Consider the following 14,596-nt stretch of genomic DNA (forward strand, 5'->3'; position numbering starts at 1 on the left):
CGGGGCGCAATCTCAGCTCCGCTTGGGCGGGACCAACTTGTCGATCTCGCGGACGGGTTCGGCGGCGGCGACTTCGGCCGCGGTCTGCTCGAGTTCGGACAGTGCCGCGCCCGGTTCGACCTTTTTCATCCGCGCCAGCGCATCCTTGAAGCGCCGCAATTCGGCACCGGCGAGCTGAGCGCGGGTGACATACTGGACCGACGACGGATCGATCGCGCGCCCGTTGCGGTACATTTCATAATGCAGATGCGGGCCGGTAGAGAGGCCGGTCGAGCCGACATAACCGATGACTTGCCCGCGCCGAACGCTCTGGCCGCGGTTCACCGCGACCCGGCTCATGTGACAATAGCGCGTGTCGAGCGAAGCATCGTGACGCAAGCGCACGGCGTTACCGCAGCCACCCATCCGCCCGGCGCCGGTCACGCGTCCATCAGTTACCGCCACGATCGGGGTGCCGTAGCGGGCTTTGAAATCCAGGCCCGAATGCATCCGGCGATAGCCAAGGATCGGATGGCGGCGCATGCCGAAGCGCGAAGTCGTGCGGCCTGGAACGGGGGCCATCAGCCCTCCGCGCTGTTCGCCGACACCCGAGGCTTCGTAGAATTCGCCGTCTGCGCCCCAGCGCATCAGCTGCACCCGCGGCTGATCGTCCCGGTCGAGCCCGGCATAGAGCAATTGCCCCGCCTGCCGTTCGCCCGTCGCCGCGCGGCGATGTGCGACGACGAAATCGAATGTGTCGCCCGCGCGTATGTCACGGTCGAGATTTACATACTGGCCGAATGTCTTGAGATAGGCCTGCACCGCGCTGGCCGGAGCGCCCGCCGCGCGCGCCGAGCGATAGAGGCTGTCGCCCACCGTGCCGCGAATACGCAACGGGGTGTCGTCGACGCGGATGACCTTCTTGGTTAGGGACAGGTCGGCCCCTTCGTCGAACCGGCCGATATCGAGTTCGAGATCGAATCGCGCGCGAAAGGCGATCGATTCGAGCGGACGGGGTGCGCCGGGCGCAGGGCGACGACCGAGAACGATATCGAAAGTCGTACCGGGTTCGAGATCGGCCAGCTTGGTCGCTCCGCCAACCAGTTCGGCCACGCGCAGGCTATCATCGCGGCCCACGCCCGCGCGGCGCAGCATGCGTTCGAAGCTGTCGCCCTTGGCCAGTGTCGCGACCATATCCAGCGTCGGCCGCTCGGGTGCACCGGCCAGCGGTTCGACCAATGCGGTCGCGCCCATATGGCGGCCGCTATCGGCGCCAAGCGCGAGCGGAAGGATCATCTGGCTGCGATACTCGTCGCGCACCGCATCGTCGATATGCGCGGGCGCGGCAGCTTCCAGCGGGGCGAAGCTCGGCCAGAAAGCCAGCGCCGCGGCGGTCAGGCCGACGAAGGTACCCAGTCCGCGCAGCCAGCGCTTGCTGCCGATCTCGCTACCGAGGTCGGGCGCGAGATCGAGCTTTGCGATCCGGTCCGACAGGCGTTCGCGCGCAATGGCCCAGGAAAACGCGGGCGAGGACGATGCGGAAAGGATCTGGTCGTGCGCAAGCGCGGCAGCAGGCTGGCCGGGTCCGCCAGTTCCCTGCGGCCGGTCGCTCTGTTCCGAATCTGCATGGGACGTATACACGTCGCGTGTCCCTTCTATCTGGCCGCCTTCGCGCAGAGGCGGGCGGCCCGACCCTTGTTCATGGAGATCTGCCCGCTTTGCCTGCCGAAACAAAGTAAAGGGCAGCTTAATTTGCGGCCACGCGAGTCCAGAACGGGATGAATTGAATCCTCGGCACGGCGGATGGTTGCCCTCGCCAGCGCGCGCTGCCACCTAGGGCGCGTGCAGGATAGCGCGATCAAGGCGGTCCTCGGGCCCACCAATACCGGCAAGACGCATCTGGCGATCGAGCGCATGGTCGCGCATTCGAGCGGGTGCTTGGGCTTTCCGCTGCGATTGCTCGCGCGCGAGGTCTACGACCGGGTGTGCGCGATCAAGGGCGATGCCGCGGTTGCGCTGATCACCGGCGAAGAACGCGTAGAGCCAAAGGGTGCGCGCTATATGTGCTGCACCGCCGAGGCCATGCCACGCGACGGCGCGGGGGCGGCGTTCGTGGCGCTGGACGAAGTGCAGATCGGCGCCGACCGCGAGCGCGGCCATATCTTCACCGACCGTTTGCTCAACACGCGGGGCCGCGAGGAGACCATGCTGCTCGGCGCAGCAACGCTCGAGCCGCTAGTACGGCAGCTGATCCCCGAGGCCGAGATATCCGATCGCCCGCGGTTCTCGACGCTCACGCATATCGGACCGCGCAAGCTGTCACGGCTGCCGCCGCGCAGCGCCATCGTCGCCTTCAGCGCCGAGCAGGTTTACGCCGTGGCCGAAATGCTGCGGCGGTTCCGCGGCGGCGCGGCGGTGGTGATGGGCGCGCTGAGCCCCGAAACGCGCAACAAGCAGGTCGCCCTGTTCCAGAATGGCGAGGTCGATTACATCGTCGCCACCGACGCCATCGGGATGGGGCTCAATCTCGACGTGAACCATGTCGCCTTTGCCGGACTGAGCAAATTCGACGGCGTACGGATGCGCCGCCTGCTGCCAGCCGAGATGGCGCAGATCGCCGGGCGTGCCGGACGCCACCAGCGCGACGGGACCTTCGGCACGCTGGCGGGCACGACCAAGCATGGCGCCGCCCCCGAATTCACCGAAGAAGAGATTTACGCGATCGAGGAGCATCGCTTCGCGCCGCTGACGCATCTGTACTGGCGTGAACCCGAACCGCGCTTTGCCTCGCTGGCCACGTTGATCGCCGATCTCGAAACTTCACCGGGGGACCCTGCCTTGCGGCTGGCGCCCCAGGCGATCGATCTGGCCACGCTCAAGCGCCTGGCAGAGGAGCCCATGGCCGCCAATGTGCGCGGCGCCGGAATGGTGCGGCGGTTCTGGGAAGCCTGCTCGCTGCCCGACTTTCGCCAGCGCGGGCCCGATGTCCATGCGCGCTTCGTGGCGCGGCTGTGGCAGGACCTGGGTGAAGGTTATCTCGGAGCGGATTACGTCGCTGCGCGGATCAGCGAACTCGACAATATGGCCGGGGACATCGATACGCTGCAGGGGCGGATCGCAGCGATTCGCAGCTGGGCCTATATTTGCCAGCGGCCCGACTGGGTGCTGGCGCGTGACGAAATGGCGTCCCGTGCGCGGGGCGTAGAGGCCAAATTGTCGGACGCGCTCCATGCGCGGCTGACCGAGAGATTCGTAAACCGGAGGACAGCAATCCTGATGAAGTCGTTGGGACAGGATGCAAGCATGTTGCCGATCGAGATGAGTGACGATGGCGCGGTGACGGTCGAGGGCGAGGTGCTCGGCCATGTCGCCGGACTGCGCTTTACCGTCGATCCCTCTGCGCGGCAGGAAGATCGCCGGATGCTGCTGGCCGCAGCGGAGAAAGCGCTGCCGCGGCTGCTGGGCGAGAAAGCCGTGGCGCTGGCCGAATCGGATTTCGGCGAGGTCGAACTTGCGCGCGGCGCGATCCGCTGGCGCGGGCAGGAGCTAGCCAAGCTCGAGCATCGCGATGGCAGCGTGACGCCCCTGCTGGTGCTGTCGCGCGAAGTGGCTGCCCTGCCCGATGCAGCGCGGGCCAAGCTGCTCACCGCGCTTGAGGGATGGCTTGAGCAAAAGCTGAGTCCGCTCGAACCGCTTGAGAAGATGCATCATGCCGCGAGCAATCCCGAAGCCGGATCGCAGGCACGCGCGCTGTTGCTCAACCTCATCGCCGGGCATGGCTATGTCACTCGCGAGCAGGCGGGGATCGAGCATCTGCCCAAGGAAATGCGCCCCTTTCTGCGCAAGATCGGAGTCACCTTCGGCGCGCTCGATATCTTCGCCCCCGCGCTGCTGAAGCCCGCCCCGCGCCAATTGCTCCACGCGCTCGGCCTCGACCGGCGTCCGGTGCAGGACGCGATGCTGCCGGTCATTGCCGATACGAGAAAGCTCCCCTCGGGCTACCGCCATGCCGGGAGCCAGGCGATCCGTATCGACCTGGTCGAGAAAATTCTGCGCGCCGCGCACGAAACGCGCGCGAAGGCGCAAGCCAAGGATCGCAAGCGCAAATTCGTGCTCGACCTGGCGTTGCCGATCTCGATTGGCCTCGAAGAAGGAAATATTTCCCGCTTGCTCGGCACCGCCGGGTTCCGGGTGCAAAAGGCCCGTCCGCTGGCCGATGGACAATTCGGCCCGCCACGGCCCGACCGGTGGGAATGGCGTCCCTCGCGGCGCAAGCAGGAACGGCAGAAACCCGCGCAGCCACGCGAGGGCAGTGCCTTTGCCGCGCTTGCCGATCTGGTCCGTTGATGGCGCGCTGCGAGTGAGGATCGACCGGCTGCTGTGCTATCTGCGCTTCGTGCGCACACGCAGCGCAGCACACCGGCTGGTCGAAGAAGGACATATCCGCCGCAATGGCGAGCGGGTCACCCGCTGTTCGCGCGACATTGCCGAGGGCGATATTCTCACACTGCCGCTTGGCGAAAGGGTCCGGCTGATCGAAATCCGCACGCTGCCCGAGCGGCGCGGCCCCCCGCGCGAAGCCGAAGCCTGCTATCGGGACCTTGACCCGCAAGGATAATCCGCCCTAGCAGCGCGAGAAAGAGTATCACTTCGAGGGAATACGCTACCCATGACCTATGTCGTCACCGATGACTGCATCAAGTGCAAGTACACCGACTGCGTCGAGGTCTGCCCGGTCGACTGCTTCTATGAGGGCGAGAACATGCTCGTCATCAATCCCAGCGAATGCATCGATTGCGGCGTGTGCGAACCCGAATGTCCGGCCGAAGCGATTCTGCCCGATACCGAAGATGGGCTGGAGAAATGGCTCGAGCTGAACACCAAGTTCAGCGCCGAATGGCCAAACATCACCCAGTCGAAGGAACCGCCCGCCGAAGCCGACGAGCACAAGGGCGAAGAAGGCAAGTTCGACAAGTACTTCTCGGCCGAGCCCGGCGAAGGCGACTGACCGCGCTCACGCGTGCTCGCTGACCTGAAGGCGGCATGGCAGGCCGGCGCCACCGACAATATCGGCATACTGGCGGCGGGGATCGCGCATTACGCGCTGCTCGCGCTGGTGCCCGCGCTGGGCGCACTTGTCCTCGCCTATGGGCTGTTCGCCGATCCGGAAACGGTGGCCGCACATGTCGATCTGCTCGCGGGACGGCTTCCCGCCGCTGCCGCCGAACTGATCGGCGGTCAGCTGGAAAGCGTGTCTCAAGGCGCGTCCGGCGCCAAAGGCCTCGGACTGCTCCTATCGCTGGCGATCGCGCTGTTCGGTGCCCGCAATGGTGCGCGGTCGCTGATGACCGGGCTCAATATTGCCTTCGGCGTCGGCGATGCACGCGGGTTTCTCCGAGGAAACCTGGTCGCGCTGGCGCTCACTGTAGCGGGCGTCTGCGGCTTTATTGTCGCGGGTATCGGGAGCGCAGCACTGGCTGGCCTTGGCGGCGTTTTCGGCGGTGTTGCCAGCCTGGCTTTCCTACTGGCTACCGCAATTCTGGGCACGGGCCTGTTGTACCGCCTCGCACCAAACGGCCCCGCCCCGGCATGGCCAGCAATCTGGCCCGGCGCGATCGTATTCGCGGTCCTGTGGCTCGTGGCAACTGCGGCTTTCGGTTTCTATGCGGCGAATTTCGGCAGCTATAACGCGACTTACGGCGCGCTCGGGGCGGTTCTCGCGCTGATCACCTGGTTCTGGGCCACCGGGTTCCTGCTGCTCTTCGGAGCCGAACTGACCACGCTCCGCAACCGCCAGCCCTAGGTTCCGACGGAACCTTTTACCGCAGACTCGCAATATTGCGTCGGCTGTGCTATATAATGCAACAACTGAGCCGGTTTGCTCCCGGCCAGGTGTGCGAATTGAAAGGGCAGGCCACCAGCAACGTCAGCTTCGGTCCCAGACCGCACTCCCGCACGCGGGGCTGCGGCCAAGGGGTTCCTTGACGCTGCTGTTTCCTAATGGCCAAGCCCGACGAAAGGAAAGATTGCATGGCAAGCAAGGCTGATGCCTTCGACGTTGGCGATTACGTTGTTTACCCCAAGCACGGCGTTGGCCGTGTGATCGAACTGCAAAGCGAGGAAATCGCCGGTATGCAGCTCGACCTCTATGTCCTCCGCTTCGAGAAGGAACGCATGACGCTCCGTGTTCCGGTGAACAAGGTCGAATCGATCGGCATGCGCAAGCTGTCGAGCGACAAGACGCTCAAGGAAGCGATGGAAACGCTCAAGGGCAAGCCCAAGGTCAAGCGGACCATGTGGAGCCGCCGCGCGCAGGAATATGAAGCGAAGATCAATTCCGGCGAAATCGTGCTAATCGCCGAAGTCACGCGCGACCTGTTCCGTCCCGACGACCAGCCCGAGCAGAGCTATTCGGAACGGCAGATCTTCGAAGCGGCTTCGAGCCGCCTCGCCCGCGAACTCGCGGCGATGGAGAAGACCGACGAACCGACCGCGCTGGAGAAGATTCTCGACGTGCTGCGCGAGCATGCGCCGCAATATTACGAGAACACCGAAGACGCTTAAGCGCGACGTTTCACGAACACGCAAGAGGGGGTGCCGCAGGGCGCCCCCTTTTTCGTTCGGTGATAATCCATCAAACGACTACAACTGTCGACGAACGTGCTCGACATGGCATGGCGAAGGTGGGAGCTTGGCGGCTGACAATTGGGAGAACCGTTATGTTCCGTATCATCGCCGCCTGCGCGCTTGGCCTCGCGGCCGTTACTACCCTTCCCGCCAGCCCGGCGCTGGCCGACAAGTCGTGGCGGTCGAACCTCGACGATGCCGAGCCGATCCCGTCCTCATGGGCGGCGACCGGACGGTTTGCGCAAGTCACGCTGGCCGGGAGTGACGAAGTTGTCGTGACCCGCGGCGACCGCTGGCAGATTCGCGCAAGTGGCAGCCCTGCCGTGCTCGCCGAATTGCGCTTCGAAGTCGAGGATGGCGAGCTCCTCATCGGTCGTCGCTGGCGTCGCACACAGGTCGAAGGCAGGGCGCGTATCGAAGTGATCGCGCCCGATGTCGACGCGGTTACGCTGGCCGGGTCGGGTACGATGCGGGTCGACGGAATGGACAGCGACGAGGTCGATGTCACCGTGGCCGGATCGGGCACGATCGATATCGCCCGGGTCAGCGCAAACCGCATGTCCGCGACGATCGCGGGGTCGGGCGATCTCGAGGTAGCGGGCCGGGCCGATAGCGGCCGGATCACGGTTGCCGGGAGCGGCGACATCGATGGTCGCCAGCTGCAGCTTGGCCGCGCGAGCGTTTCGATCGCCGGGTCGGGCGATGCCCGCTTCCGCGCCGATGGCCGCGTTTCCGCCAGTATCGTGGGCAGCGGCAATGCGCTGGTGACGGGCACCAACGATTGCACGCAGAGCCGCATGGGTTCGGGGCGGTTGACCTGCACACGCTGATCAGCTGCGGTCGCGAGAGCTGCTCGGTCGGCTGTCGCGACTGCACAAGCCTTTCGCTTGCTGAAGAGGTGTTGCTGTATTATATAAGCAATACGGACTGCCGCAGGAAAGGATACGACCGTGACAATCCATCGAATTCTCAAGGGCTTTGCCCCGCTTGCCGCACTCGCCGGAGCAGCGCTTCTCGCGGGGTGCGACGGCATGAATATCCACGTTGGTGACAGCGAGGGTGTGCCGCTCGCCGAGCTCGACATGAGTGGCCCCGCCCCGACCGAACTGGTTCTGGCCGGCCCCGATCGTGTCATCATCAGCGAAGGCGATGAGCTCGACATCACCGTCTCGGGCGACGACGCCGCGATTCAAGCGCTACGGTTCTCGCTCGACGACGAGGCACTCGGCATCAGCCGCGAAAACGATAGCTGGCGCGACAATGGCATCGCCACCGTCCGCGTGACCATGCCCAGCCTTACCGCGATGGTTCTCGCCGGTTCGGGCGATATCGAGGCTGCCTCGATGAGCGACGAAGCCGATGTGACCATCGCCGGATCGGGCACCGCCAAGATTGTACGGGTGGAAGCGACCTCGCTCGACCTTACAATTGCCGGTTCGGGTGATTTCGAAGCCGCCGGTAGTGTCGGCGAGCTCGACATGACCATCGCCGGTTCGGGCCGGGCGCGCATGGCGGGCCTCCAGGTCGGCAATGCCGAGATTTCGGTCGCCGGTTCGGGCGATGCCGAATTCTCCTCCGACGGGGCCGTCGAGGCCAATATCATGGGATCGGGCACGATCACCGTGAACGGCCGCGCCGACTGTACCGTCAGTTCGATGGGCTCGGGCAAACTCAATTGCCGCGAGGTCCGCGCTGCGGACACCGCTCCCGAGGCACCGCAGGCACCCGACGGACCCGAAGCGCCTGAAGCACCCGAGGCGTAGTTCATCGACGGGTTATCGATTATCGGCTAGGCGGCGCGGCGAAAGGAATTTCCATGCACCGCCTAGCCCTCTCGATCCTATTGCCCGCCAGCGTGATGCTACCCGGTTGTCTCGCCAAGGCCGTGGTCGACGTCGCGACGGCGCCGGTAAAGGCGGTGAGCAAGGGCGTCGACCTTGCCACCACCAGCCAGTCCGAAGCCGACGAGAAGCGCGGTCGCGAGATCCGGCGGCGCGAACAACGCCTCGCCAAGCTCGAGCGCGACTATGAAAAGCAGCTCGACCAGTGCGAAGACGGCATTCGCCGCGCTTGCGACGAGGCGCGCGACACTTATGCCGAGATGCAGCAGATCATCCCGACGCTCCCCTACGAACCCGCAGACGATTAATCCGGCAGCGTCGCCGCGCGGCGCAGCCGGTCGTTGATCGCGATGCCGATCCCCGTTTGCGGGACCGGGGCAATGGCGATGCGCGGCTTGTCCGAACGCGCGCCTTCGTGAAGGCAGGCGTAGAGGCGCGCTGCCGCCTGCGTAAGATCGCCGCTTTCCGACAGCGTGCAATCGCCGGCAATTGCGCCAAAACCGATCCAGAACTCGTCTGGCGCAACTTCCGATGCCATCAGGCGCACCGGCTTTCCGGGCGCGTAATGGCTGGCGAGCTGGCCGGGTGCTTCGATCGCGCCCTCGCCTTTGGTCGCTGCCTCGAGAGCGATCGGTCCCGGACGCAGAATTTCCACCGCGCCATTGCTGCGGACGGCTGCGATCGTGGACTCCAGCCCCTTCTCGCACTCTCCCCCATCGAGGACCGCATCGATCCGGCCATCGAGCGAAGCCAGCACATGCGCGGGTGAGGTAGGACTGATGAAACCGCTGCGATTTGCCGAGGGAGCCGCGAGCGGCAGACCGACCGCATCGAGCAGCCCTCGCATGATCGGGTGCGCCGGCATCCGCAGCGCCAGCGTATCGAGACCTGCCGTCACCGCGTCGGAAAGACCGGCAGCACGGCGGCGCGGCAGCACCAGCGTGAGCGGGCCCGGCCAATACTGCTCTGCAAGACGCTCGGCCACGGGCGAGAATTCGGCCAGGGTACGCGCTTGCGCCAGCGATGCGATATGCACGATCAACGGATTGAAGCTCGGCCGCCCCTTCGCTTCGTAAATGCGCGCGACCGCCGCGTCGCTATCGGCGCGCGCGGCGAGGCCATAGACGGTTTCGGTCGGCACGGCGACAAGCCCGCCGTCCCGCAGGATTTCCGCGGCGCGCGCGATGCCACCTTCCTCGACGTGAAGCGTTTCCGTAGCGTATTTGCCGCTCATGCCCGCGCGCTATATCTGCGTGCGCACAAAGCCAAGAGGATACCACCGTGACCTATACCCCCGCCACGCAGGACCAGCTGCTTGCCATCCGCGTCAACGCCGGCATCGAAGAGCTCGCGCAGTCCGAAAAGTTCGCCGCCGCCGAACCCGATATGGTTGAAGCCATCGTTGGCGGGATCGGCGAATTCGCGGCGGGCGAATGGGCGCCGCTCAACCGCGCAGGTGACCTCGAAGGCGCCAAGCTCGAGAATGGCGTAGTGCGCCTGCCCTCAGGCTTTGCTGAAGCCTATGAGCATTATGTCGAACAGGGCTGGAATGCGATCTCGGGACCGGTGGAATTCGGCGGTCAGGGTCTGCCCTTCACGCTCTCGTGCAATGTGCTCGAAAACCTCGGTACCGCGAATATGGCCTTCAATCTCCTGCCGATGCTGAGCGTCGGGTCGATCGAGTCACTCGAACATCATGGCTCGAAAGATCTACAGGAGAAGTACCTGCCCAAGCTGGTGAGCGGCGAATGGTCGGGCACGATGAATCTGACCGAACCGCAGGCCGGCTCCGATGTCGGCGCGCTGCGGACGACGGCCCAGCCGATTACCGAGGGTGAGCACGCGGGCAAATACCGCATCAAGGGTCAGAAGATCTACATCACCTGGGGCGAGCACGAACTGGCCAAGAACATCATCCACCTCGTCTTGGCGCGGCTGCCCGATGCACCCGAGGGGACACGCGGCATCTCGCTGTTCATCGTCCCCAAATATCATGTGAAGGACGATGGCACCCCCGGAGAGCGCAACGATCTGCGGTGCGTCAGCATCGAACACAAACTGGGCATCAATGCCTCGCCCACCTGCGTGATGAGTTATGGCGACAATGGCGAGTGCATCGGCGAACTGGTCGGCGCGGAGAACCGCGGGTTGATGGCGATGTTCACGATGATGAACAATGCCCGCATCAACGTTGGCAACCAGGGTGTCCAGATCGGCGAGAGAGCGACCCAGCAGGCGCTCGACTTTGCCAGGGAGCGCATCCAGTCGGCGCGCGCCGGCTCACCGGACAAGGCGTCCGTATCGATCATCGAGCACCCCGATGTGCGGCGTATGTTGCTACGGATGAAGGCGCTGACTGAAGGCGCGCGGGCGCTGCTTTATTATACTGCGGGCCAGGTCGACCGGGGCACGCTGGGCGACGCGACTGCGGGGGCGCGCGGCGAAGTGCTGACTCCGCTGATCAAGGCATGGGGGACCGATATCGGCATCGAAGTCGCCAGCCTCGGCGTGCAGGTCCATGGCGGCATGGGCTTCGTCGAGGAAACCGGTGCGGCGCAGCATTGGCGGGATTCGCGCATCGCGCCGATCTACGAAGGCACCAACGGCATCCAGGCCGCCGATCTCGTCACCCGCAAACTCGGGCTCGAAGGAGGCGAAGCGCTCACCGGGGTAATCGCCGATGTGGCGCGCGAAGCCGCAGACGAACCCGCGCTTGCCGCGCTCGCGGCCGATTGCGCTGGAGTGGCGCGATGGATGCGCGAGGATGCCAGCCTCGATGATCGTTTGGCGGGCTCGGTGCCGTTCTGCACCATGTTCGCCGTGGCAGTGGCCGGGGCGCAGCTGGTGCGACAGTTGCGCGCGGTCGAAGACGGCGCTGCCCCCGGACTTGCTGCCAAGAAGGCGGCCAGCGTGCGCTTTTTCCTCGACCGCATCGTCCCCGAGGCCGCGGGCCTCAAAAGTGCCGCTGTGGCCGGCGGAGAGGCGCTCTACGCGCTCTCGGCCGACCAGCTCGTGGGGTGACCTATTCCGCGGTTACCCGCCGCGCATAATCATCCTCGCCGAAGGTCGCCTGCTGCCCGCGCAATTCGCGCTGCGGGGGCAGGCGATCGCCGGTCACCCGTTCGATGCCCTGCTGCGCATTGGCACCGAGAGCGAAGACGCGCCAGATAATCCCGGCGGTGTCGTCCGATACGAGCAGCGATCCGTCGCCCGCCCATTCGACCCAGGTCGGGCGTCCGCGCGTCGTGCCGTCATCCTGCAGGAAGCCCGTGAGCACGGGTACCGGCTTACCAACCGGATTGCCGCGCTCGTCAAAGGCGACATAGACCACGTCGTAGCCCGAGGGCGGCTTGCGGTTCCACGAGCCATGACGGGCGATCAATGCGCCACTGGCGAAGTTCTCACCCAGTTTGGCGCCTTCGCGGCTGAAAACGAAACCCAGCGCGGCGACATGCGGTCCAAGCGCATATTCGGGCGTGCGGACATAGCTGATGGCCTGCGGGATCGGGTATTTGACCCGTCGATCGAAATTGTCGCCGTAATAGACCCAGGGCCAGCCATAATGCGCGCCCACGGGTACATTGGTCAGGTAATCGGGCACCAGATCCGAACCGAGCATGTCGCGCTCGTTGACCGTGGTCCACAGTTCCCCCGACCAGGGACTGAAATCGAGGCCATTGGCGTTGCGCAGGCCCGCGGCGAAGACACGCTGGCGGCCGGTTTCGAGATTGATTTCCCAGATCAGCGCGCGGCCTTCTTCGATCTCGAGCCCGTCCTCGCCGATATTCGATTTGGAGCCGACTGCCGCATAGAGGCGGTTGCCATCGGGATGGAGCGCGAGGTTGCGCATCCAGTGGCCGGTACCCTCGGCGAGATCGGCGATCTTGCGGCCTTCGCCGGTCACCTGGGTCGCGCCGAGTTCGTAATCGAATGCCAGCACTTCATCGTGATTGGCGACATAGAGCGTGTCGTCGCCCCAGGCGAGGCCCGAGGGCGAATCGAGATCGTCGCGCAGGACGAACCGGCCTTCGGCCACCCCGTCGCCATCGCCATCGCGCAGCAGGACCAGTTGGTTGGCGCTGTCGCCGCCCGCGCCCGCCTTGCGGAACAGGAAACCGGCGATGAGGTCGCGCAGCCAATTGCTCTCGCCGCCGCCGAGTTTGGGCGATTGGGTCAGCGAGACCAAGATATCGCCATTGGGCAGCGCCTGCAGCGTGCGCGGATGGTCGAGACCATCGGCGAACCGCGTGACCGCAAGGCCTTCGGCAGCGGTGGGAACTTCATCCTCGGCCCAGCCCACCGGTTCGGCGATGGCCACGGTCGGGAAGCTTTCGGCTTCGGGCTCGTCGAGCGTGGGATCGGTACCCACGGTCTCCTCGAAGGCGACATCGGCGGTATCGCCCCGGGTGAAGAAATAGCCGGCGACCAAAACCACCAGCAGGATGACGAGGAGCGCGAGGCCCAGCTTCTTGAGGATTCCCATGGCGCGGAGATAAGCGAGCCTTGCGGCGGGAGCAATGGCTCTTGCAGCGCGTCGCGCGCACGCTACATCGCGTGACATGTTCGATTTTCGCCCCGACCCCGCCACGCCCAAGCCCGAAGCCTATCGCCAATTGCTCGATGCCGCCGAGGCACTGACTGCGGGCGAGCCCGATACGGTCGCCAATATGGCCAATGTGGCCGCGCTGCTGTGGGATTTCGTGCCCGATCTCAACTGGTCGGGCTTCTACCGCGTGATCGATGGCGAGCTGGTGCTTGGCCCCTTCATGGGGCGTCCCGCGTGCATCCGGATTCCGATGGGTCAGGGCGTCTGCGGCGCTGCGGCCCGCGACGGCGCCACCCAGCTGGTCGAAGACGTGCAGGCATTCCCCGGCCATATCGCCTGCGATTCGGTGACCAACTCCGAACTGGTAGTCCCAGTGCTGCGCGATGGGGATGCCATCGCAGTGATCGATCTCGACAGCCCCGTGAAGGCCCGGTTCGACCGCGACGATGCCGATGGTGTCGAGGCGCTGGCAGCCATGCTCGCAGACCGTATCTGAACCGCACCGCCCCATTGCGGCACAAGCACAGGTGCATCTTTTGCGCTCCGCAGGTGTGATGCTAAACAAGCCCTTAACGAAAGCGACGCGGCGTGATCCCGAGTCGCCTGAAGGAGCCTCTGCCATGATCGCCCGCACCGCCCTTGCCCTGGCCGCTTCCAGCTTGGCGTTCCCCACTGGAGCAGCCCTGGCGCAGGAAACCATGTCCTATGAGACCGGTCAGTACGAATATGCGCAGGCGCTGCCCGAGCTCGACGACGATGTGGTGACCGAGACCGTCACGACCGGGCCTACCGGCGCGGCGCGCGTCATTCCTGCGCGTCAGGAGCCTCCGGTATTCGTCAGCAAGCCGACGATCCAGTCGATCGATCCGTCGGCGCCGGCCTATTACACCTATGAAGCGCCAACCGCCGACGCGGTGCCCGCGGCGCGGACGATCGCGGCACGTGGTACGGCCGCTACCGTGGTGCCGGTCCAGCCGACCTATATCTACGTCCAGCAAATGCCGCAGGTGGTCTACACCTACCCGGCGCCGGTCAGCTACGCCCGGCCGACCACAGGCGGCGCATCGCGGGTGATTTACCCCGCTGGCGCTCCGGCGCAGGCCGTACCCGCCGAATATGGCTACGGCGCTACCCCCGCGCAGCTTCCCCCCGGGTCACAGGTCGTGGCCTTCGACCGCAATGCATGGCTAGAGGAATGCCGCGCGCGGCTCGACACCTATGAAACCGACAGCGACCGCGGTGAGATCATCGGGGCGCTGGTTGGCGGTGCGGCAGGCGGCTTGCTCGGCAGCCGGATCGCCGGGCGCGGGAATCGCATGGCGGGTACCCTGATCGGCGCCGGTGCGGGCGCGTTGGCCGGAATGGCCGCGGGTGACGCGATCGAGGACGGCAGTCGCCGCCGGACCAACAGCCAGGGCCAGTGCCAGGCCTATCTCGACGATTACATGCAGCAGGCGACCGCCAGCGCGGGAACCGTCCAATACAGCCAGGCGGGGCAATATATGCTGATGCCGGTGACGGTCACCGTGCCGCAGCGCGCGGTCTATCCCGACGGTACACCCGCCAACTAGGCTGCCAGAAGCTGGAACCAGTCAGGCATGTC

At 65.4% G+C, this 14,596-nt stretch carries 14 protein-coding genes; 11 read left to right on the top strand and 3 right to left on the bottom strand.

Translation table 11 applies throughout. From position 1 onward, the window contains the following. Positions 1-12 precede the first annotated feature (12 nt). On the bottom strand, positions 13-1,620 hold the full coding sequence (locus N6L26_RS10780) for a M23 family metallopeptidase (RefSeq protein ID WP_263605572.1): 1,608 nt from the start codon (positions 1,618-1,620) through the stop codon (positions 13-15). Positions 1,621-1,782: 162 nt separating this feature from the next. Here N6L26_RS10780 and N6L26_RS10785 point away from each other — a divergent pair, with 162 nt between their 5' ends. The 8 genes from N6L26_RS10785 to N6L26_RS10820 all read left to right on the top strand — a co-directional run bounded on the left by N6L26_RS10785 (position 1,783) and on the right by N6L26_RS10820 (position 8,755). Continuing rightward, positions 1,783-4,326 carry a helicase-related protein gene (locus N6L26_RS10785; protein ID WP_263605573.1) on the top strand — a complete coding sequence of 848 codons (2,544 nt, stop codon included), beginning with the start codon at positions 1,783-1,785 and terminating at the stop codon, positions 4,324-4,326. Next, positions 4,298-4,597, top strand: coding sequence for an RNA-binding S4 domain-containing protein (locus N6L26_RS10790; RefSeq protein WP_318173602.1), 300 nt, complete (start codon positions 4,298-4,300; stop codon positions 4,595-4,597). The genes N6L26_RS10785 and N6L26_RS10790 overlap by 29 nt, the downstream gene beginning before the upstream one ends. Positions 4,598-4,648: 51 nt before the next feature. Then, the gene (fdxA, locus tag N6L26_RS10795) at positions 4,649-4,987 is read left to right on the top strand and encodes a ferredoxin FdxA (RefSeq protein WP_263605574.1); all 339 of its coding nucleotides are present in this window, start codon (positions 4,649-4,651) and stop codon (positions 4,985-4,987) included. Positions 4,988-4,999: 12 nt separating this feature from the next. Further along, positions 5,000-5,782 carry a YihY/virulence factor BrkB family protein gene (locus N6L26_RS10800; protein WP_263605575.1) on the top strand — a complete coding sequence of 261 codons (783 nt, stop codon included), beginning with the start codon at positions 5,000-5,002 and terminating at the stop codon, positions 5,780-5,782. A gap of 227 nt (positions 5,783-6,009) precedes the next feature. Then, the gene (locus N6L26_RS10805) at positions 6,010-6,543 is read left to right on the top strand and encodes a CarD family transcriptional regulator (RefSeq protein ID WP_050601467.1); all 534 of its coding nucleotides are present in this window, start codon (positions 6,010-6,012) and stop codon (positions 6,541-6,543) included. Between the two features lie 155 nt (positions 6,544-6,698). Then, positions 6,699-7,436, top strand: coding sequence for a head GIN domain-containing protein (locus N6L26_RS10810; RefSeq protein WP_263605576.1), 738 nt, complete (start codon positions 6,699-6,701; stop codon positions 7,434-7,436). 120 nt (positions 7,437-7,556) lie between these two features. Then, positions 7,557-8,369, top strand: a complete 813-nt coding sequence (locus N6L26_RS10815) for a head GIN domain-containing protein (protein ID WP_263605577.1) — start codon at positions 7,557-7,559, stop codon at positions 8,367-8,369. Between the two features lie 53 nt (positions 8,370-8,422). Next, a complete protein-coding gene (locus tag N6L26_RS10820; RefSeq protein ID WP_263605578.1) occupies positions 8,423-8,755 on the top strand; it encodes a hypothetical protein in 333 nt (110 codons plus the stop codon). Here the strand turns inward: N6L26_RS10820 and N6L26_RS10825 are convergent. Next, the gene (locus N6L26_RS10825; protein ID WP_263605579.1) at positions 8,752-9,681 is read right to left on the bottom strand and encodes an L-threonylcarbamoyladenylate synthase; all 930 of its coding nucleotides are present in this window, start codon (positions 9,679-9,681) and stop codon (positions 8,752-8,754) included. The genes N6L26_RS10820 and N6L26_RS10825 overlap by 4 nt on opposite strands. A gap of 47 nt (positions 9,682-9,728) precedes the next feature. Between N6L26_RS10825 and N6L26_RS10830 the strand changes: the two genes are divergently transcribed. Continuing rightward, positions 9,729-11,468, top strand: a complete 1,740-nt coding sequence (locus N6L26_RS10830; RefSeq protein WP_263605580.1) for an acyl-CoA dehydrogenase — start codon at positions 9,729-9,731, stop codon at positions 11,466-11,468. 1 nt (position 11,469) lies between these two features. Here the strand turns inward: N6L26_RS10830 and N6L26_RS10835 are convergent, their stop codons facing one another. Beyond that, positions 11,470-12,930 (bottom strand): PQQ-dependent sugar dehydrogenase, encoded by a 1,461-nt coding sequence (locus N6L26_RS10835; protein ID WP_263605581.1) that lies wholly within the window; start codon positions 12,928-12,930, stop codon positions 11,470-11,472. Between the two features lie 76 nt (positions 12,931-13,006). Here N6L26_RS10835 and N6L26_RS10840 point away from each other — a divergent pair, with 76 nt between their 5' ends. Together N6L26_RS10840 and N6L26_RS10845 are read left to right on the top strand one after the other, a co-directional pair. Then, complete coding sequence (locus tag N6L26_RS10840; protein WP_263605582.1) at positions 13,007-13,489, top strand: GAF domain-containing protein; 483 nt, start codon at positions 13,007-13,009, stop codon at positions 13,487-13,489. 124 nt (positions 13,490-13,613) lie between these two features. Beyond that, positions 13,614-14,564: a glycine zipper 2TM domain-containing protein gene (locus N6L26_RS10845; protein WP_263605583.1), complete on the top strand. Its 951-nt coding sequence runs from the start codon at positions 13,614-13,616 to the stop codon at positions 14,562-14,564. Positions 14,565-14,596: the final 32 nt, after the last annotated feature.

The sequence above is a fragment of the Qipengyuania sp. SS22 genome (assembly GCF_025736935.1).
GTDB lineage: Bacteria > Pseudomonadota > Alphaproteobacteria > Sphingomonadales > Sphingomonadaceae > Qipengyuania.